This window comes from Agrobacterium sp. DKPNP3 (assembly GCF_052686535.1).
This window is the reverse complement of record NZ_JBQYSN010000100.1, coordinates 1-17,848: the sequence shown is the minus strand read 5'-3', so window position 1 is coordinate 17,848 and position 17,848 is coordinate 1. Positions and strand designations below refer to the sequence as shown.

Sequence of the window (17,848 nt, the reverse complement as noted above, 5' to 3'; positions counted from 1 at the left end):
GCAGGTCGTCCTGCTCCACTTCGATTTCCGAAAGGTCGGTATCGTTGAGGATATTCGCGAGTTCGCGGATCAGTTCCTTGTCGATACCCTGTTTCTTTTCAGACATGACAAACCCTATTCTTTGTTTCTTTTTATGCCGTGATGTTCTTCAGCGCATGAAGCGCCATGACGTATCCATATGGTCCGAAACCGCAGATCATGCCCTTGGCTGCGGGCGAGATCATCGATTTGTGACGGAATTCTTCCCGTGCATGGATGTTGGAGATATGCACCTCCACGACCGGAGCAGGAATTGCGCGGATGGCATCGTGCAACGCGATCGAGGTGTGGCTGTAAGCGCCGGGATTGATCACAACGCCCGCTGCCCGTTCGCCCGCCTCGTGCAGCCAGTCCACAAGCACACCTTCGTGGTTGGACTGGCGAAACTCCACCGAAAAGCCGAGTTCGGCACCGGCCTTCACACAATCGTTTTCTATGTCTTTCAGCGTTTTGCCACCGTAAATACCCGGTTCCCGTTTTCCCAGCAGATTGAGATTGGGGCCGTTGATGACGATGATGATGTTGCTCATTCGCGTTTCCATAAGAAAATCAGCGACACCTATAGACTGCGCAGCCTTTAAGGAAAAGCCCCTGCAAGCCTTAAAGCGCAGGGGGTGCTCCGTATCTCACAGGCAATGAACGCGGTTTAGTCTGAATCAGGAGCAGGTGGCTTTTCCGCAGCTGCGCATATTGGCAATTTTTTCCTTGAGTGGGTCCGCACCGACAGCGCCGAAGACAGCCTCGTCGCCAACGATGTAGGAGGGCGTTCCAGTAATGCCGAGGCTGTTTGCCAGCTTGTAGGTTTCCTGCACCTGCGCATCATTGGGGTTTTCCGCCATGGACTTGCGGATATCGGCTTCCTTCAGGCCAAGCGAGGTCGCGACTTCCATCGCGCTGTCCTCATTGGCGCGTCCACGACCGCCAAGCAGCGTGCGCTGGAATTCCGGATATTTTGCCGGCGCAAGCAGCTTCACGGCGTTCGACACGCGATGGGCAGCGACGGATTCCGGCCCGAGGATCGGAAATTCCTTCAGCACGACGCGTATTTTTTTGTCGCTCTTCAGGATGTTGTCCATGTCGCCCATGGCGCGTTTGCAGTAGCCGCAATTATAATCGAAGAACTCAACGAGTGTGACGTCGCCATCGGGATTGCCGAGCGCGAGGTCGTATTTCGATTCGAAGATCGCCTTTTTGTTCTCGGCAACGGCTTCCGCAGCCTTGGCGTTGCGCGACGCATATTGCTTGCGTTCAAGCGCGTCCTGAACCTCCAGCATGATTTCAGGGTTCTCGATCAGATACTGCTTGATGAACTCGCCCATTTCCTTCTTCTGCTGCTCATCGAGCGCATGGGCGGGCAGGGAGGCGAATACCGTTGAAAGGGCCGTCACGCTGGCAAGAAGGGTGGAACGGAGAAAATGCGCCATATCGGTCCTCATTCTATGCGGCCGGAGCCTCTTGGAATCTTATGAAGGCAATTACCTTACTTTAAGCCAAAGGCCATACGGCAAAAATACTTGTCCGCATTATGGTCTCACGATTGTGAAGATTGTGATTCTGCTGCAAGTCTGCGAAATACGGTTCAGGAAAGAGCATGCCCTTGATTACGATATCGAAGCGGAGCGCAGTCGAACCCTTTCACGCCATGGATATTCTGGCGGAAGCGAACAGGCGCAGGCAGGCGGGACGTCCCGTCATCTCCATGGCGGTCGGCCAGCCTTCCCATCCGGCACCGAAAGCGTCGCTGGCAGCAGCGCAAGACGCACTGAAACACGGGCGGATCGGTTACACCGACGCGCTCGGCCTGCGCGAGTTGCGTGAAGCGATTGCCGGCCACTACCGTCTGCGCCATCAGGTCGCGATCGATCCGGCGCGCATTGCCGTGACGACAGGATCATCAGCCGCCTTCAACCTTGCCTTCCTCAGTTTGTTCGACGCTGGCGACTACGTCGCCATCGCAAGGCCTGGTTATCCCGCCTATCGCAATATTCTGAAAGCGCTCGGCCTTAACGTGGTGGAAGTTCCGGTCACGGCAGAAACCGGCTACACGCTGACACCCGCAAGCCTCGAACGGGCGGAAACCCGGGCGGGCTGCAAACTGAAGGGCGTGCTTTTGGCAAGCCCGGCCAACCCGACCGGCACGGTCACCGGACGCGAAGCGTTGAAGCGGCTCGCCAGCTATTGCGACAGCCGCGACATGGCCTTCATTTCAGACGAAATATATCACGGCCTGACCTTCGTCGGAGAAGAGACAAGCGCGGTGGAGATCACCGACAAAGCCGTCATCATCAACTCCTTCTCCAAATATTATTGCATGACCGGCTGGCGCATCGGCTGGATGGTGCTGCCGGAGAATCTGGTTCGCCCTGTCGAATGTCTCGCCCAGAGCCTTTATATTTCGGCACCGGAACTCTCTCAGCTCGCGGCATGTGCCGCCTTTTCGGCCGCCGAGGAGCTTGATGTCTACAGAGAAAGCTATCGCACGAACCGCGATTTCCTGATGGCGCGGCTGCCGGAAATAGGCTTGCCGCTGGCGTCCCCGATGGATGGCGCGTTTTACGCCTATGTCGATACAAGCCGCTTTTCCAATGACAGCATGGATTTTGCCAAGCGCATGCTGGCGGAAATCGATGTGGCGGCGACGCCGGGAATGGATTTCGATCCTGAAGAGGGCCACAGGGCGCTACGCATTTCCTATGCGGGTTCGGTATCTGACATTGCCGAGGCGGTGGGACGGATCGCTGGCTGGCTGAAATAGGCCGAAGCGCCTGGCTCGTCGGGACATCAGGCGGGCGTGCAGCCGAAGGTGCTGACAAAGGCCTTTTCGCCTTTTGCGGTGAAGGTCAGTACGCGACCGTTTCCGCGCCGCAGCCAGTCGCGCTGCTGCATGGCGTCGAGGAGAGAGGCACCCAGCCCGCCGCCGAGATGATGGCGGCGCTCGCTCCAATCAAGACAATGCAGGCATACTGGCCGGCGTGCCTTTTCGAGTGGCGAAAGATCGATGCCGAAGCTGGAGAAGAAGTCACGCCCTTCGTCCGTCAGGGCCGGGTCATCACTTGAGGTCACCAATCCTTTGGCGGTAATGGCCGCAAGCAGGGCCACGCCGCTTTCCCCGGCCAGATGATCGTAGCAGATGCGCGCTTCCCGCAGCGCCTTGTCCTTCGGTCCGGTGCGGACGCGAACCGCGCCTGTGCGTTGCGCAAGTCCCATCAAAGCTTCCAGCACCTGCGCCACATCTTCGTCAGAGAGACGGAAATAGCGATGACGCCCCTGTTTTTCCGCCTTCAGCAATTGCGCCTCTGAGAGTTTGGAAAGGTGCCCGCTGGCGGTTTGCAGGGTCACGCCGGCGGCTTCCGCAAGCTCACTCGCCGTCAGCGCGCGTCCATCCATCAGTGCCGTCAGGATGTTGGCACGGGCGGGGTCGCCTATAAGCGCAGCGACGTTGGCGATAAGAGGTCCGTCTTTCATGCTTCGATGGTAGCCGAAGCATTGACGTGTCGCAACAGGGTAAACCGGTCGCGTATAACATCAGGAGAGAAATGATGCTGACCTGTTTCATTCGTTATGAGATCGACCCCTTCAAGGTTGACGCCTTCGACCTCTATGCCCGCAACTGGGGCGAGGCGATCCCGCGTTGCGGGGCCGATCTCATCGGTTATTTTGCGCCAAAGGAAGGATCGAGCACGATTGCCTATGGCGTCTACAACATTGAAAATCTCGCCGCTTACGAAGCCTACAGGGCTCGGCTCGCTGCTGATCCCGTGGGGCGGGAGAATTACGAGTTCGCGCGCCGGGAACGGTTCATCCGACGCGAGGATCGCCTGTTTCTGCGCCTTGCCTCTCGCCCGCACGGCGGAGGCGGACAATGATCGCCGTCATCTTTGAGGTCTGGCCGGCCGACGGCGAAAAGCAGCACTATCTGGATATAGCAGCAGGCCTGCGCGCCGAGCTAGAAGACATCGATGGCTTCGTGTCAGTCGAACGATTTCAGAGCATCAGTAATCCCGAAAAGATGCTCTCCCTGTCATTTTTTCGGGACGAAGCAGCGGTGATGGCCTGGCGCAACCGGCCTTCACACCGCCGCGCACAGGTGCTCGGACGGTCCGGCACCTTTTCTGATTACCGGCTTCGTATCGCCCATGTGATCCGCGATTATGGTCTGTCGGAGAGACAGGAAGCGCCTGTCGACAGCCGCAAGGCCCATCCGGTCGGGAGTGCGGACTAGGGTTGGCCTTGCACGCATCAGTTTTTCTGCATGCCGCTGCAAGCCATTCTGGTTCGAACTCCTCGTTGAAACCCGTTATAGATGAGCCATGTGGTGCGGGGCACCCCGATCAAACGAGGAGATAGCAATGTCGACAGAAAAAGTGGCTATTGTAACGGCAGGCGGCAGCGGCATGGGAGCGGCTGTGGCGAAACGTCTGGCCGCGGATGGTTACAGGCTTGCGATCCTGTCCTCCTCCGGCAAGGGGGAGGCGCTGGCGAAGGAGCTGGGCGGTATCGGTGTCACAGGCTCCAACCAGTCCAATGACGATCTCCAGCGGCTGACGGATCAGACGCTCGAGAAATTCGGCCGCATCGACGTGCTGGTCAATAGTGCAGGGCACGGTCCGAGGGCCGCTATTCTCGACATCACCGACGAGCAATGGCACACCGGTCTCGACGTCTATCTGATGAACGTCATTCGCCCGACGCGGATAATCGCGCCCGTCATGGTGAAGCAGAAGGCGGGCGCGATCGTCAACATCTCGACGGCATGGGCATTCGAACCCAGCAGCATGTTCCCGACCTCCGCCGTCTTCCGCGCGGGCCTGGCTTCCTACACCAAGATCTTTGCCGATACCTATGCGGCCGACAATGTCCGCATGAACAATGTTCTGCCGGGATGGATCGACAGCTTGCCGGCAACGGAGGAGCGCCGCGAATCTGTGCCGATGCAGCGCTACGGCAAGAGCGAGGAAATCGCTGCCACGGTGGCATTTCTCGCATCCGAAGGAGCAGGGTATATTACCGGCCAGAATATCCGGGTTGACGGAGGGCTGACACGCTCGGTTTAAGCGGCGCAGGCGCGCGTCCGCGAAATTCCGGCTCAAGCCCGGAATGACGGAAGAGATGGGCTCTTCTCATCCGCTTGCCACCTCGTTCCAGGCTGGAAAGCATAGGAGCAGCGGCGACATCACACTCCGCTACCCGCAAAGCAAAACGCCCGCAACGATGTTGCGGGCGTCGTTTATGGAGTTTCTCTTCGCTTAGAAGAAGCCTTTGCGCTGCCACCAGCCGCCCTTGCGCGGCTTCGGCTCATCGCCCTCTGGCGCGGACGACGTGACGACCGGTTCGGAGCTCGAGACATTGTTGCCCCGGTTCGCGCGAACCTTCTCTTCACTTACCGGCGCTTCCGCTTCCGGTGCAACGTCGGCAGAGGCTTCGCCTGCTTCTTCGACGGCGACATCAACGACAGTCGTCTCAACGACCACCGGCTCCACCGTTTCGACAGCTTCGGCCTGCGGCGCTTCTTCGGTCTCCGTCTTGGCCTTGGCCTTGCGGGTGCGGCGTGGCTTTTTCGGCGCGGTCTCGTCAGCAACGACGGCTACATCAGCAACCGTGCCTTCCACGACCTCGGCAGCAGCCGGCTCTTCAGCGACGGCAGCCGCAGCAGCGACCTCTTCGCCTTCAGCTTCATCATCGGCAGACTCAATTCCGTCAAGAGCCTCGTCCTCGGCGCGGTTGCGGCGGCCACCACGCTTGCCGCGACGGCGGCGCTTGCGCTTGCCGTCCTCATCGGAGCCTGCTGCTTCCGCTGTACCGTTCTCGGCATCAGCGCCGGTGTCATCCGCTTCGATACCGTCATCGTCACCCTCGGCATCATCGCCGTCCGCATCACCGGACTGGGCATCGACAGTGCCGTTCTGGTCACCCTGGCCACCCTTGCCACGACGGCGGCGACGACGCTTGCGCTTGCGCTTGCCTTCCTCGCCATTGTCGCCCTGCGGCTGCTGGCGCGGTTGGGCGCTTTCTGCCTTGACGATTTCTTCCTCGTCTTCGTCTTCTTCCACTTCAGCGACGAAATCGTCTTCTTCCTCGACGAAGTTCGGCAGCATTTGAATGAGGCTTTCGATCTTTACGGGATTTTCGACGGCTTCGCCGCGATCGATCGCGAAATGCTGGGCGCCGACGCCGGAGTCGGCCGCAATGATGATCGACACGCCGAAGCGGCCTTCATAATCGACGATCGTGCCACGCTTGTGGTTGAGCAGGTAGAGCGCCGTTTCCGGCGTGCAGCGCACGGTGATATTGTGGGTGGTGTTGCGCAGCAGATATTCCTCGACGCCGCGCAGCACATGCAGGGCGATGGAGGATTCCGAGCGAACGTGGCCCGTGCCGCCGCAATGCTGGCAGACCTGGGTGGTCGATTCCAGCACCGAAGCGCGGATGCGCTGGCGAGACATTTCCAGAAGGCCGAAATGCGAGATGCGGCCGACCTGAATACGGGCCCGGTCGTTCTTCAGGCAATCCTTGAGCTTCTTCTCGACAGCGCGATTGTTGCGCTTTTCTTCCATGTCGATGAAGTCGATGACGACAAGACCGGCAAGGTCGCGCAGACGCAGCTGGCGCGCCACTTCTTCCGCGGCTTCGAGGTTGGTCGTCAGCGCGGTTTCTTCGATGGAGTGCTCGCGTGTCGAACGGCCCGAGTTGACGTCGATCGAAACCAGCGCTTCCGTCTGGTTGATGATGAGGTAACCACCGGACTTCAGCGTCACCTGGGGCTGCAGCATGCGGTCGAGCTGCGCTTCGATGCCGGAGCGCGAGAAGATCGGGTGAATGTCGCGATAAGGCTGAACCACCTTGGCATGGCTCGGCATCAGCATCTTCATGAAGTCTTTTGCTTCACGGTAGCCTTCTTCGCCGGAAACAATGATCTCGCTGATATCCTTGTTGTAAAGGTCGCGGATCGAGCGCTTTATCAGAGAGCCTTCCTCGTAAACGAGGCAGGGAGCGGTGGAATTCAGCGTCAGCGTGCGGACGTTTTCCCACAGACGCATCAGATATTCGAAGTCGCGCTTGATTTCGACGCGGGTGCGGTTGGCACCGGCGGTGCGCAGAATGACGCCCATGCCCTGCGGCACTTCCAGATCGCGCGCGATTTCCTTGAGGCGCTTGCGGTCTGTCGGCTGGGTGATCTTGCGGGAAATACCGCCGCCCCGCGCCGTATTCGGCATCAGCACGGAGTAACGGCCAGCCAGCGACAGATAGGTGGTGAGTGCGGCACCCTTGTTGCCGCGTTCCTCCTTGGCGACCTGCACCAGAAGGATCTGTCGGCGCTTGATGACTTCCTGGATGCGATATTGTTTGCGCGGCTTGCGGGCAATCCGGTCCGGAACCTCTTCCATGGCGTCTTCGGCGCCGACGGATTCGATGACTTCCTTTTCGTGATGATCGTCATCATCGTCGTCATCATCGTTATTGCCGCGGCGAAGGCCTTCCACTTCCTCCGAAATCGTATCGGCATCAACCATGGCGGCCATGTCGCCGCCGGTGCTGCCGTCGTCTTCGGATGACGCTTCAGATGCGTCAACCGCTGCGGCCTCTTCTTCGGCGGTCTTCTTCTTGGCGCGGGGGCGGCGGACGCGCTTCTTCGGCTTTTCTTCCTCGGCGGGTGCTTCTTCGGCCACAACCTCGACGGCTGCTTCTTCAGAAACCGTTTCCGCCACGGGGGCTGCTTCTTCGGCTGCCACGGTTTCGGCCGCTTCGGGCGCCGAAACGATGCCGACGTCAGGCTGGTCCACCTGCGAAAGGTCGATCATGGGGGCGGCTGGCTCGGGAGCGTCGGCGGATTCGAAATCGTCGCTACGGCGATGATCCTCGGCTTCTGCTTTCAGCAGTGCCTGTCGGTCAGCGAGCGGGATCTGGTAATAATCCGGGTGGATTTCCGCAAAAGCGAGAAAGCCGTGGCGATTTCCACCGTAGTCCACGAAAGCCGCCTGAAGCGAGGGCTCAACGCGGGTGACCTTGGCAAGATAGATATTGCCGCGGATTTGTTTTTTGTGCTCCGATTCAAAATCGAATTCTTCGATCCGGTTCCCACGGACAACGACTACGCGTGTCTCCTCTTCGTGGGAGGCGTCGATAAGCATTTTGTCTGCCATGTAAGCTGTGCTCCTCGGCGCAGCCTTGTTTTATACGAGAACAGGCCCGCCACACGGACGAGCCTTTCATATGAGTGCAAGGATGTGCCGGAAATGAAGTCTCCACCCGGGCCTCTGTAAACTGGCAGCATCCGGACCGACGGCGAGGCGCTTGGCCTGCTCCTGGTATCCGGTTCATGTGAAAACTGCTGCGACATCATTGGCCAGGCGGAACGACAATAATATATAGACCCCTTGGGGTCCGATGAATTTGCTCTCCTCAGAGCGGCGGTGGCAGTGCCACCGGGTAGGTCTCCGGCCACGGCCGGAATTGATCGAGTTTCAGGATAAATGTAACGACGGCAGATGATTGCCCGATGTGCAGCGCCAGCGTCTTTTTCGATTGGCAGCCGGCGGGCATCTATCCCGTCAACACTTTTAACCCTCACATGCGTTGTATGTTTTCTCTGTCATAATAGCAATAGGCTGGCTAAATATGCCATATTGTTGGTGGAATTTCCGGGTTAACAATTGGTTCACCAACGCCTGCGATTGTGGGGCGCAAACGTGCAAACTATCGTACGGCGTGGTTGAAACGGCTCCGTTCGCGGCGTTTTTCATCGCTGTTTATCTAAAATGACTGAAATACGGAATTTCTCGAGGGACATGAATTTTACGCGCAGCGCAGCGATATCAGGCGGGGCAGGGTGGCTTGGCGTGCGAATCGCGCGGGCCGCGGTTGTCCTGGCGCTTGGGGTCGCCGCCTCTTTTTCCCTTATCCCGGCAGCGCATGCGGTCGAGCCGCTCGTCGCCCATCAGGCGCGCATCATCGGCGATGAGGCTCGCACGCGTATCGTTCTCGATTTTGCGGAAGAGCCGGAGTTCGACGTTCATTACCTCGATTCGCCGGCACGAATCGTAGTCGACTTTCCGGCGGTCAATTTTAAATTCCCCGTCTCCGATCTCAAGCCAACGGGCCTTTTTTCCGATATCCGCTTTGGCACCATGGGCGAAAACAGCGCCCGCATCGTTCTGACGGCAAAAAAGCCGGTTCAGGTGGCGGTCGCAGAAACGAAGAAGGCAGATGACGGGCAGTCGTTCCGGTTTGTGCTGGACGCGGAAATCACCACCAGGGGCAAGTTCGCGGAACTGGTGAAAGACCAGCAATGGCGCGCGCCTGCGCCGGTGACGACGTCAGCGATTACACCCGACGACAAAACCTCGCGTCCAGCGGACTTCGTCATCGCCGTCGATGCGGGCCACGGCGGCATCGATGCCGGCGCCACCGGTGGCACCACGGGTACCGAGGAAAAGGTCATTACCTTGACCTTTGCCAAGGAGCTTGCCGATCGTTTGAACCGGGAACCGGGCATCAAGGCCTTTCTCACGCGGGATTCCGATACCTTTCTCGCTCTGTCCGAACGGGTAACGATCGCCCGGCAGAACAATGCCAATCTCTTCATATCCCTGCATGCCGACACGCTGAAGCAGAAGGGCATCCGCGGTGCGACCGTCTACACATTGTCGGATCGGGCTTCTGACCGGCAGGCGCAGGAACTGGCGGAGCGCGAAAACAAGTCCGACCAGATTGCCGGTGTTGCCGCTTCCTCCGAACCGCCCGAGGTCGCCGATATTCTCCTCGACTTCACCCGCCGCGAGACTCAAGCCTTTTCGGTGACCCTTGCCGAAAACATCGTCTCATCCTTCGAGGGGCAGGTGGGTCTCATCAATAATCCGCATCGCTATGCCGGCTTCATGGTGCTGCGCGCCCACGATGTGCCGTCGGTACTGCTGGAACTCGGCTTCCTTTCCAATCCCGAAGACGAAAAGCTGCTTCTCGATGACGCGTGGCGCAAAAAGGTTGCCGATACCTTGGCGACGGCCGTCGGGCGATACCGCGCGAAGGCCATGGCAAACGGTGGCTGACAGGCCGCCGACGGGTCAACCAAAAGTGTGGCTGCCCCGCCAGAGACCGCCGAAAAGCTGTTCAATTCTTGACCCTTGGCAACGAATGCGACCGCTGAGCCCTATTTTACTCACATTCCCCGCGTTACTCGGGAGGCGGATTCGGTGGCAATCCGTAAGCTTCGAGGCATGATTGCGGGCATTCGGCCCGGTAACATATCAGCGAATGCTGCCGTATCGGCTTGTCATCGAAGGTATGGTGTGCAAAACGGCACGCGATATGCAAGGATGCGCCCGTAAATCGTCGGGCGTTGATGGTTACGATTCGGATTATCGGTAGCTTGGTATGATCAGACTGATTGGATATTTTTTCGGCTTGGCCAGCGTGCTCTTTCTGTGCGCCGCCGTCGTCGGTGCGATTTATTTGCACGGCGTGACGAAGGACCTGCCGGATTACGCAGTTCTGAGCACCTATGAGCCGCCCGTAACAACCCGTGTACACGCTGGCAATGGTGAGCTCATGGCGGAATATGCGCATGAGAAGCGCCTGTTCCTGCCGATCCAGGCGATACCGGACCGCGTGAAGGCAGCCTTCCTGTCCGCAGAAGACAAGAATTTCTACAACCATCCGGGCGTCGATATCTGGGGCCTCGGTCGCGCCATCCTCGTCAATCTCCAGAATGTCGGCTCCGGCCGTCGTCCCGTAGGCGCATCGACGATCACCCAGCAGGTTGCAAAAAACTTTCTTCTGACCAACGACCAGACCATCGACCGCAAGCTCAAGGAAGCCATCCTCTCCTTCCGCATCGAGCAAACCTACTCGAAGGACAAGATCCTCGAGCTTTATCTCAACGAGATCTTTTTCGGCCTGAATTCCTACGGCATCGCCGGGGCGGCGCTGACCTATTTCAACAAATCCGTCACCGAACTGACGATTGCCGAGACGGCGTATCTGGCGTCTCTGCCGAAGGGTCCGAACAATTACCATCCGATCCGCCGCGAGAAGGCTGCGCTCGAGCGTCGTGACTGGGTGATCGACCGCATGGCCGAGAATGGTTACATCACTGCCGATGACGCCGCAGACGCCAAGAAGCAGCCGCTCGGTGTCAATCTGCGTCGTGGTGGGGCGCATATTTTCGCCTCTGATTATTTTGCAGAGGAAGTTCGCCGCCAGATCGTCGAGAAATATGGCGAGGAAGCGCTGCTTGAAGGCGGTCTTTCCGTCCGCACATCGTTCGATCCGCAAATCCAGCGCGAAGCCCGCAAGGCGCTTCAGGACGGGCTTGTACAGTATGACGAGCGTCGTGGTTTCCGTGGCCCTGTCGAAAAGATCGAAACAGCTGGTGACTGGACGGCGGCATTGGCGAAGGTCAAGGGTCTGCGCGACGTTCCCGAGTGGAAGGTTGCAGTGGTACTCGCTGTTGCTGCCGATGGCGTCGATATCGGCCTTCAGGCCGATCCCGACGCGGAAGATGGCGACAAGCGCACGCGCGGGCATATCTCGGCAGAAAACATGCGCTGGGCATTCCGCGATGCAGCCGGCAAGCGCGCGACCGCCAAGTCGCCAGTTGGCGTGCTTTCTGTCGGCGACGTCGTCTATGCGCAGCCGCTCTCCGGCTCCGGCAATGAATATCGCCTGCGCCAGCCGCCGAAAGTGCAGGGCGGCATGGTAGTGATGGATCCGCACACGGGTCGTGTTCTGGCCATGGTCGGCGGATTCTCCTATGCGCAGTCAGAATTCAATCGCTCGACGCAGGCCATGCGTCAGCCCGGCTCCTCTTTCAAACCGTTCATCTACGCAGCCGCGCTCGACAATGGCTATACGCCGGCCTCGGTCATCCTCGACGCCCCGATCGAGGTCGTCTCCGGCAACCAGGTCTGGAAACCGCAGAATTACGGCGGCGGTTCGGCTGGCCCTTCGACCTTGCGTCTCGGTATCGAAAAGTCCCGTAACCTCATGACCGTGCGTCTGGCACAGGACATGGGTATGAACCTCGTGGCGGAATATGCCGAACGCTTCGGCATCTACGACAAGATGCCGCCGCTTCTGTCGATGTCCCTCGGTTCGGGTGAAACCACCGTCATGCGCATGGTCTCGGCCTATTCGGTTCTTGCCAATGGCGGCAAGCAGATCAAGCCGACGCTGATCGACCGTATCCAGGATCGCTACGGGAAGACAATCTTCCGGCACGAAGAGCGTGGATGCGAAGGCTGCAATGCGACGAGCTGGCAAAACCAGGACGAGCCCGTCATCGTCGATAATCGCGAGCAGGTCCTCGACCCGATGACCGCTTACCAGACAACCTCCATGCTGGAAGGCGTGGTGCAGCGCGGCACGGCAGCGGGCAAGATCAAGGTCGATCTGCCGGTTGCCGGCAAAACGGGCACCACCAACGATGAAAAGGACGCCTGGTTCGTCGGTTACACGCCGGACATGGTGGCCGGTCTCTATATCGGCTTTGATTCTCCCGCTCCCCTCGGTCGCGGCGGCACCGGTGGCTCGCTCTCGGCACCGATTTTCGGCGAGTTCATCGCCGATGCGGCCAAGCATCTGCAGCCATCGAAGTTCATCGTACCCGATGGTATGAAGTTCATTGCCGTCAATCGCAAGACCGGTATGGCGGCAGTAGAGGGCGAACCTGACACCATCATGGAAGCATTCAAGCCCGGCACCGGCCCGGCCGACAGCTTCTCGGTGATCGGCGCGGAGAACTACATGTCGCAGGAAGACATCCTCAAGACGTCGCCGCAGGCGCAGCAGGCCATCACTGGCGGCGGCGGCGGGCTTTATTGATCAGAAGTTCCGGGATCATCGGGGGGCGCGGGTCTTTACATCCGCGCCCCCCGCATTTATTTGAGCAACGAGTTTTAATGAAGGTGAAGAACCAGCGAAATGCGCAATGAAATCGTGAATGTCGTCGACGAAATCAAGCAGGCCATAAGCCTGCTGAGGAGGCATCTTTGACTGGGACCAGGCGATAAGACGACTGGACTGGTTGAATAACAAGGCAGAGGATCCGACCCTCTGGAACGATGCCGCAGAGGCCCAGAAGCTGATGCGTGAGCGCCAGCAGCTGGATGACAGCATCAATGGCGTCAAGGCGCTGGAGCAGCAGCTCCGGGATAACATCGAGCTGATCGAACTCGGCGAAATGGAAGGCGATGACGAAATCGTCAAGGAAGCCGAAGACGCACTGAAGGCGCTGAAGAGCGAGGCGAACCGCCGTCAGGTGGAAGCCATGCTATCCGGCGAGGCCGACGGCAATGATACCTATCTCGAAGTGCACTCAGGTGCGGGCGGCACGGAAAGCCAGGACTGGGCGAACATGCTGCTGCGCATGTACACCCGCTGGGCGGATCGTGAAGGATTCAAGGTCGAGGTTCTGGAAGTTCACGATGGTGAAGAAGCCGGCATCAAGTCCGCGACGATCCTCGTGAAGGGTCATAATGCGTTTGGCTGGCTGAAGACGGAATCGGGGGTGCATCGTCTCGTCCGCATTTCTCCCTATGACAGCAATGCGCGCCGCCACACGTCGTTCTCTTCCGTCTGGGTCTACCCCGTCGTTGACGATTCGATCCAGATCGACATCAACGAAAGCGACTGCCGCATCGATACCTATCGTTCGTCAGGCGCGGGCGGCCAGCACGTCAACACCACGGACTCGGCCGTGCGCATCACGCATATTCCGACCGGTATCGCCGTTGCCTGCCAGCAGGAGCGTTCCCAGCACAAGAACCGCGCCAAGGCGTGGGACATGCTGCGCGCCCGCCTTTATGAGGTGGAGCTGCAGAAGCGGGAAGAGGCTGCAAATGCGCAGGCGGCATCCAAGACCGATATCGGCTGGGGCCACCAGATCCGTTCCTACGTTCTGCAGCCCTATCAGCTGGTCAAGGATCTGCGCACCGGCGTCGAAAGCACGGCCCCTGGCAACGTGCTCGACGGTGACCTGAACGAGTTCATGGAAGCCGCACTCGCCCACCGGATCAGCGGCGGCGCGGATGTCGAAGTCTCGGATATCGACTGAGACTGTTGCGGAACATGGAATGAAACATCGCCCCTCGCATCCCATTGCGAGGGGCTTTTCGTTGGAGAACAGGTGTGAAACAGGCGCTCTACATCGTTGACGTCCAGCCAAGCTTTCATCCTCCGGCAGCCCTGGTGGCGGAGATTACAGCGCTAGCCGCGACCATGCCCAGCATCGCGACCGTCGAGCGTCATGATGAAAGCGTGACACCCTTCGAGCGTCAGCTCGGCTGGAAACCAGGTGCGGACGACCCATCGCTTGTCCCCGCCGATCGCATCTTCATCAAACACGGCTATGGCCCGCCGCGGGACGTTATAGAGTACCTGCTGTCGCTGAAACTCGACAGGGTTCTCGTCTGCGGCATCCAGGCGGATACGTGCGTGCTCGCGGCCGGTTTCGCCCTTTTCGATGCGGGGTTGCACCCAACGCTTTTGCCGTGGCTAACGGTCGGCTCCAGCCTCGATCGCAGCGGCAAGCTGGGTGCGAGATTGTGGAAGCATCATTTTGGAGCGGTTCTCGCTGGGCCAGAGGCGCTGCGCGCATGAGCGTGTTCGGCCATATGTCCGAGGATCAGTTGGACGCCTTTTCCACCTTCATCTCACCTAGCTCGTCGATGAGAATCGTCCAGCTCTCTGCCTCCTTGGCCATCGGGTCCGTCTTCAGATAGACGGTGACGAAGAGGCCGGGCGAGGTGGGGGCACCGTTCGAGCTTTCCGGGCGGATATCCGTGACGTAGGACTTCATCTGATTGAACTCGTCGAGTTCGATGTTTTCGAGAAGCTTCGGGCCTTCGGCGGTGAAGACGATACGTTGAAGATAAACCTTTGCCGTCCCATCGGTCTGGCGGATGGCGATGACCTTGTAATAGCCGCGTGTGGGCGAGGCGGGTGGCGGGTGCAATTGCCCGTCGGGACCCTTTACCGGTTCGAGATTCCTGTCCTCCCACAGGCCGCTGCTGACGACGAATATGGCCGAAACGGGCAGCGTATCGATTGCCGCCGTCTGCGCTGATACCGGGAAGGCAGCCGAGGCAAGCAAGAGAGCAGCAAGGAGGTATGTCTTGGTGTGCATGGCAATCGTGGTCACTGGCTTAGTTATTGAACTGTTCGGCGAGAACCCGGTCAGACCATGAACGATCCGGATCAGACAGAATTCTTGCCGTCCTGTCCTGTGATTGTGCAATCCTGACATGACGAACGGATTTCACCTCCGTGTGGTCCGCAACCGCGTTCACAGGCCGTTTGTCGCGCTCCAGCACATGAATATCGACGGTTACCTTATTCGGTAATAGGGCGCCGCGCCAGCGCCGCGGTCGGAAAGCGCTGACCGGGGTGAGCGCCAGAAGCGGCGATTCCAGCGGCAGGATCGGGCCATGGGCGGAAAAATTATAGGCTGTCGACCCTGCCGGGGTTGCCACCATCATGCCGTCGCAGATCAACTCTTCCAGTCTCACCTTGCCGTCCACTTCAACGCGAAGTTTGGCAGCCTGATGCGACTGACGAAACAGGCTTACCTCATTCATGGCAAGGGCGGTAAATTCGTCGCCATCGGCGTCCGTCGTCGTCATGCGCAGCGGGTGAAAATCATTGCCGCTTGCCACGGCGATACGCTCCAGCAGGCCGTCCACCCGATAGTCATTCATCAGGAAGCCGACGGAGCCGCGGTTCATGCCATAGACGCGCTTGCCGGAATTCATCGTCTCGTTGAGAATTTGCAGCATGAAGCCGTCGCCGCCGAGCGCAACGATAACCTCCGCCTCCTCAAACGGCGTGTCGCCGTAAACGGCCTTCAGCTCCGTCAGCGCCGACTGCGCGTCCTCGGCTGGGGAGGCGACGAAGGAGAGTGAATAGGTAGAATGCGACATCCGCTTCCCTCGACAGCGGGACAGAACCCGAATGGTCTGCCAGACGCTGCAACCTCTTGAAGCGGCTGGAAACCCCAAGAAACCTCAAAGCGAGGTGGAGATCTAGCCGCAAGATGCACCCTTGGTACATGAAGACTGCTGCCTGCGACAAGGTCTTTCGCTGACGCAACCGTTCGCTGAGCGCCGTACGTGTAGCTCCGGTCCACAGCTTCTTGATTTCTGCCCTTCAACAAGGGTTGCGGTGCAGGGCGGGCTGATGCAATTTGCGATGGCTAATGACATGGCGAGTGGCAGGAGACGGACGTGGCGCTGAAATACGATATCTACGATGTCTTTACCGAGACGAAGATGGCGGGAAACCCGCTCGCGGTTATGTATGACGCCGACGATCTTTCTCAGGCCACGATGCAGTCGATTGCCCGGGAAATGAACCTTTCCGAAACGGTTTTCATCAATCGCTCCACCAACCCGGCACATGCCGCGTCGCTGCGCATCTTCACGCCGTCAGGCGAGTTGCCCTTCGCCGGCCACCCGACCGTTGGTGCGGCCGTCGCCATCGCCGAGCGTAACCGCAGTAAGAGCGATGACGACATCGATATGGTTTGCGTGCTCGAGGAAAAAGTGGGTCCGGTGCGCTGCGCCGTGAAGATGCGTTCAGGCGCTGTCAGCTTTGCGGAATTCGATCTGCCGCGCAAATCCTCCCGCGTTGATCTGCCGCTCGATCACGCAGCGCTTGCCGACGCCTTGGGCGTGAGCGAAGGGCATCTGGGCTTCGAGAACCACGTCCCGTCGATCTGGACGGCAGGCGTGCCTTTCCTGCTGGTGCCGATGCACAATATCGCCGCGATCAGGGAGATGGATTTTGACGCCAATCTCTGGCTGCGCACAGCCCCGCTGGTCGAAGGCCGGCTGACGGCCGCCTACATTTATTGTCGCGGCGGGGTCAATCATGCGGCAAAGTTCCACGCCCGCATGTTCTCCCCCGAAATGGGAATTGCCGAAGACCCGGCTACCGGCTCGGCCGCCGCCGCCCTTTCTGGCGCGATCCACCATTTCGATGGCCTGACGGATGGCCACTACCCGCTGCTGATAGAGCAGGGCGTGGAGATGGAAAGACCATCCCACATCCATCTGCGTATGGACATCAAGGACAACGAAATCGCCCGCGCCCGCATCGGCGGTCACGCGATTCGCGTGGCGTCTGGCACGTTCGAGATTTAACGCCGCCATTCCCTGACATCAGGTTGTTGCAAAACAACGAAGCATAGCGACGACAAATGAAAACCCCGGCCTTTCAACCGGGGTTTTCTTGTATCTGCGCTGCTGGTGTCAGTTGAACCGACCCGCTGCATGGGCGAGCATCGTATAGACCTTGCCGGTATCGGAGGTGAGGTAAGACTGGGTGACGGTCCGGTCGCGGTCGGTGCGGGCGACATCGGCAAGCAGCTTCTCGAAATCATTGATGTAGCGGTCCACGGCGGTGCGGAATTCAGCTTCCCGCTCATATTTGCGCTTGATCTCGTCAAACGTCGTCTGACCCTTCAGCGTGTAGAGACGACGGGTGAAGACGTCGCGCTCGCCACGCTGGTAACGGCGCCACAGTTCCACGGAAGCATCATGATCAATGGCCCGGGCGATATCGACCGAGAGCGAGTTCAGCGATTCCACCATATGGCGCGGATTACGGGTATCGGCCGCGCGGGTCGGCTGCTGCTCGGCCGTGGCGCGCGGTGTCGAGGCGGCAGGCGTTTCCTGCGATGCGCCACGCAACAGATCGCTGATCCAGCCGCCGCCTTCTTCGCGAAGTCCAGCCTGGCGGGGTGCGACCGGCTGCGACGGAGCGGGTGCCTGACGATTCTCAACTTGCCGGTTTTCGACCTGACGGTTTTCGAGTG

16 protein-coding genes and 1 pseudogene are annotated in these 17,848 nt (G+C 59.3%); 9 read left to right on the top strand and 8 right to left on the bottom strand.

Going from position 1 to position 17,848, the window contains the following annotated elements; translation table 11 throughout:
- From ACUTJJ_RS21315 to ACUTJJ_RS21305, 3 genes and pseudogenes are all read right to left on the bottom strand, one after another.
- A pseudogene (locus tag ACUTJJ_RS21315) lies at positions 1 to 106 on the bottom strand (acetyl-CoA carboxylase biotin carboxyl carrier protein); the annotation flags it as partial.
- Positions 107 to 131: 25 nt separating this feature from the next.
- Positions 132 to 569, bottom strand: coding sequence for a type II 3-dehydroquinate dehydratase (gene aroQ, locus ACUTJJ_RS21310; RefSeq protein ID WP_144574624.1), 438 nt, complete (start codon positions 567 to 569; stop codon positions 132 to 134).
- Positions 570 to 695: 126 nt separating this feature from the next.
- The gene (locus ACUTJJ_RS21305) at positions 696 to 1,463 is read right to left on the bottom strand and encodes a DsbA family protein (RefSeq protein ID WP_296070755.1); all 768 of its coding nucleotides are present in this window, start codon (positions 1,461 to 1,463) and stop codon (positions 696 to 698) included.
- Between the two features lie 173 nt (positions 1,464 to 1,636).
- On the opposite strand from ACUTJJ_RS21305, the gene ACUTJJ_RS21300 reads away from it, so the two are divergent.
- Positions 1,637 to 2,794, top strand: a complete 1,158-nt coding sequence (locus tag ACUTJJ_RS21300) for a pyridoxal phosphate-dependent aminotransferase (protein ID WP_063951387.1) — start codon at positions 1,637 to 1,639, stop codon at positions 2,792 to 2,794.
- A 26-nt stretch (positions 2,795 to 2,820) separates the two neighbouring features.
- Here ACUTJJ_RS21300 and ACUTJJ_RS21295 read toward each other — a convergent pair whose 3' ends face one another.
- On the bottom strand, positions 2,821 to 3,504 hold the full coding sequence (locus tag ACUTJJ_RS21295; RefSeq protein WP_445543347.1) for an ArsR/SmtB family transcription factor: 684 nt from the start codon (positions 3,502 to 3,504) through the stop codon (positions 2,821 to 2,823).
- A gap of 74 nt (positions 3,505 to 3,578) precedes the next feature.
- Here ACUTJJ_RS21295 and ACUTJJ_RS21290 point away from each other — a divergent pair, with 74 nt between their 5' ends.
- From ACUTJJ_RS21290 to ACUTJJ_RS21280, 3 genes are all read left to right on the top strand, one after another.
- Entirely contained in the window at positions 3,579 to 3,905 is a 327-nt protein-coding gene (locus ACUTJJ_RS21290; protein WP_445543346.1) for an NIPSNAP family protein, read from the top strand.
- Complete coding sequence (locus ACUTJJ_RS21285) at positions 3,902 to 4,261, top strand: antibiotic biosynthesis monooxygenase family protein (RefSeq protein ID WP_445543345.1); 360 nt, start codon at positions 3,902 to 3,904, stop codon at positions 4,259 to 4,261. The genes ACUTJJ_RS21290 and ACUTJJ_RS21285 overlap by 4 nt, the downstream gene beginning before the upstream one ends.
- A gap of 127 nt (positions 4,262 to 4,388) precedes the next feature.
- Positions 4,389 to 5,093, top strand: a complete 705-nt coding sequence (locus ACUTJJ_RS21280; RefSeq protein ID WP_445543344.1) for an SDR family oxidoreductase — start codon at positions 4,389 to 4,391, stop codon at positions 5,091 to 5,093.
- Positions 5,094 to 5,285: 192 nt separating this feature from the next.
- On the opposite strand, the gene ACUTJJ_RS21275 is transcribed toward ACUTJJ_RS21280, so the two are convergent.
- Positions 5,286 to 8,180 carry an Rne/Rng family ribonuclease gene (locus tag ACUTJJ_RS21275; protein ID WP_445543343.1) on the bottom strand — a complete coding sequence of 965 codons (2,895 nt, stop codon included), beginning with the start codon at positions 8,178 to 8,180 and terminating at the stop codon, positions 5,286 to 5,288.
- Positions 8,181 to 8,825: 645 nt separating this feature from the next.
- Here ACUTJJ_RS21275 and ACUTJJ_RS21270 point away from each other — a divergent pair.
- The 4 genes from ACUTJJ_RS21270 to ACUTJJ_RS21255 all read left to right on the top strand — a co-directional run bounded on the left by ACUTJJ_RS21270 (position 8,826) and on the right by ACUTJJ_RS21255 (position 14,634).
- Positions 8,826 to 10,085 (top strand): N-acetylmuramoyl-L-alanine amidase, encoded by a 1,260-nt coding sequence (locus ACUTJJ_RS21270; RefSeq protein WP_445543342.1) that lies wholly within the window; start codon positions 8,826 to 8,828, stop codon positions 10,083 to 10,085.
- Positions 10,086 to 10,410: 325 nt separating this feature from the next.
- On the top strand, positions 10,411 to 12,858 hold the full coding sequence (locus tag ACUTJJ_RS21265) for a penicillin-binding protein 1A (protein WP_144574608.1): 2,448 nt from the start codon (positions 10,411 to 10,413) through the stop codon (positions 12,856 to 12,858).
- Positions 12,859 to 12,957: 99 nt separating this feature from the next.
- Positions 12,958 to 14,089 (top strand): peptide chain release factor 2 gene (gene prfB, locus ACUTJJ_RS21260; protein ID WP_172801652.1). Its coding sequence is split into 2 segments (ribosomal slippage): positions 12,958 to 13,026 and positions 13,028 to 14,089, totalling 1,131 coding nucleotides; the frame shifts between segments, so codons are not numbered across the junction.
- 74 nt (positions 14,090 to 14,163) lie between these two features.
- Positions 14,164 to 14,634: a cysteine hydrolase family protein gene (locus tag ACUTJJ_RS21255; protein WP_296070730.1), complete on the top strand. Its 471-nt coding sequence runs from the start codon at positions 14,164 to 14,166 to the stop codon at positions 14,632 to 14,634.
- 25 nt (positions 14,635 to 14,659) lie between these two features.
- Here the strand turns inward: ACUTJJ_RS21255 and ACUTJJ_RS21250 are convergent, their stop codons facing one another.
- Together ACUTJJ_RS21250 and ACUTJJ_RS21245 are read right to left on the bottom strand one after the other, a co-directional pair.
- The gene (locus tag ACUTJJ_RS21250) at positions 14,660 to 15,160 is read right to left on the bottom strand and encodes a hypothetical protein (protein WP_144574599.1); all 501 of its coding nucleotides are present in this window, start codon (positions 15,158 to 15,160) and stop codon (positions 14,660 to 14,662) included.
- A gap of 19 nt (positions 15,161 to 15,179) precedes the next feature.
- A complete protein-coding gene (locus ACUTJJ_RS21245; RefSeq protein WP_144574596.1) occupies positions 15,180 to 15,953 on the bottom strand; it encodes an NAD kinase in 774 nt (257 codons plus the stop codon).
- A gap of 303 nt (positions 15,954 to 16,256) precedes the next feature.
- Between ACUTJJ_RS21245 and ACUTJJ_RS21240 the strand changes: the two genes are divergently transcribed.
- The gene (locus ACUTJJ_RS21240; RefSeq protein ID WP_063951140.1) at positions 16,257 to 17,174 is read left to right on the top strand and encodes a PhzF family phenazine biosynthesis protein; all 918 of its coding nucleotides are present in this window, start codon (positions 16,257 to 16,259) and stop codon (positions 17,172 to 17,174) included.
- A gap of 108 nt (positions 17,175 to 17,282) precedes the next feature.
- On the opposite strand, the gene ACUTJJ_RS21235 is transcribed toward ACUTJJ_RS21240, so the two are convergent.
- On the bottom strand, positions 17,283 to 17,848 hold a 566-nt coding region (locus ACUTJJ_RS21235), incomplete at its 5' end, for a hypothetical protein (RefSeq protein ID WP_445543341.1).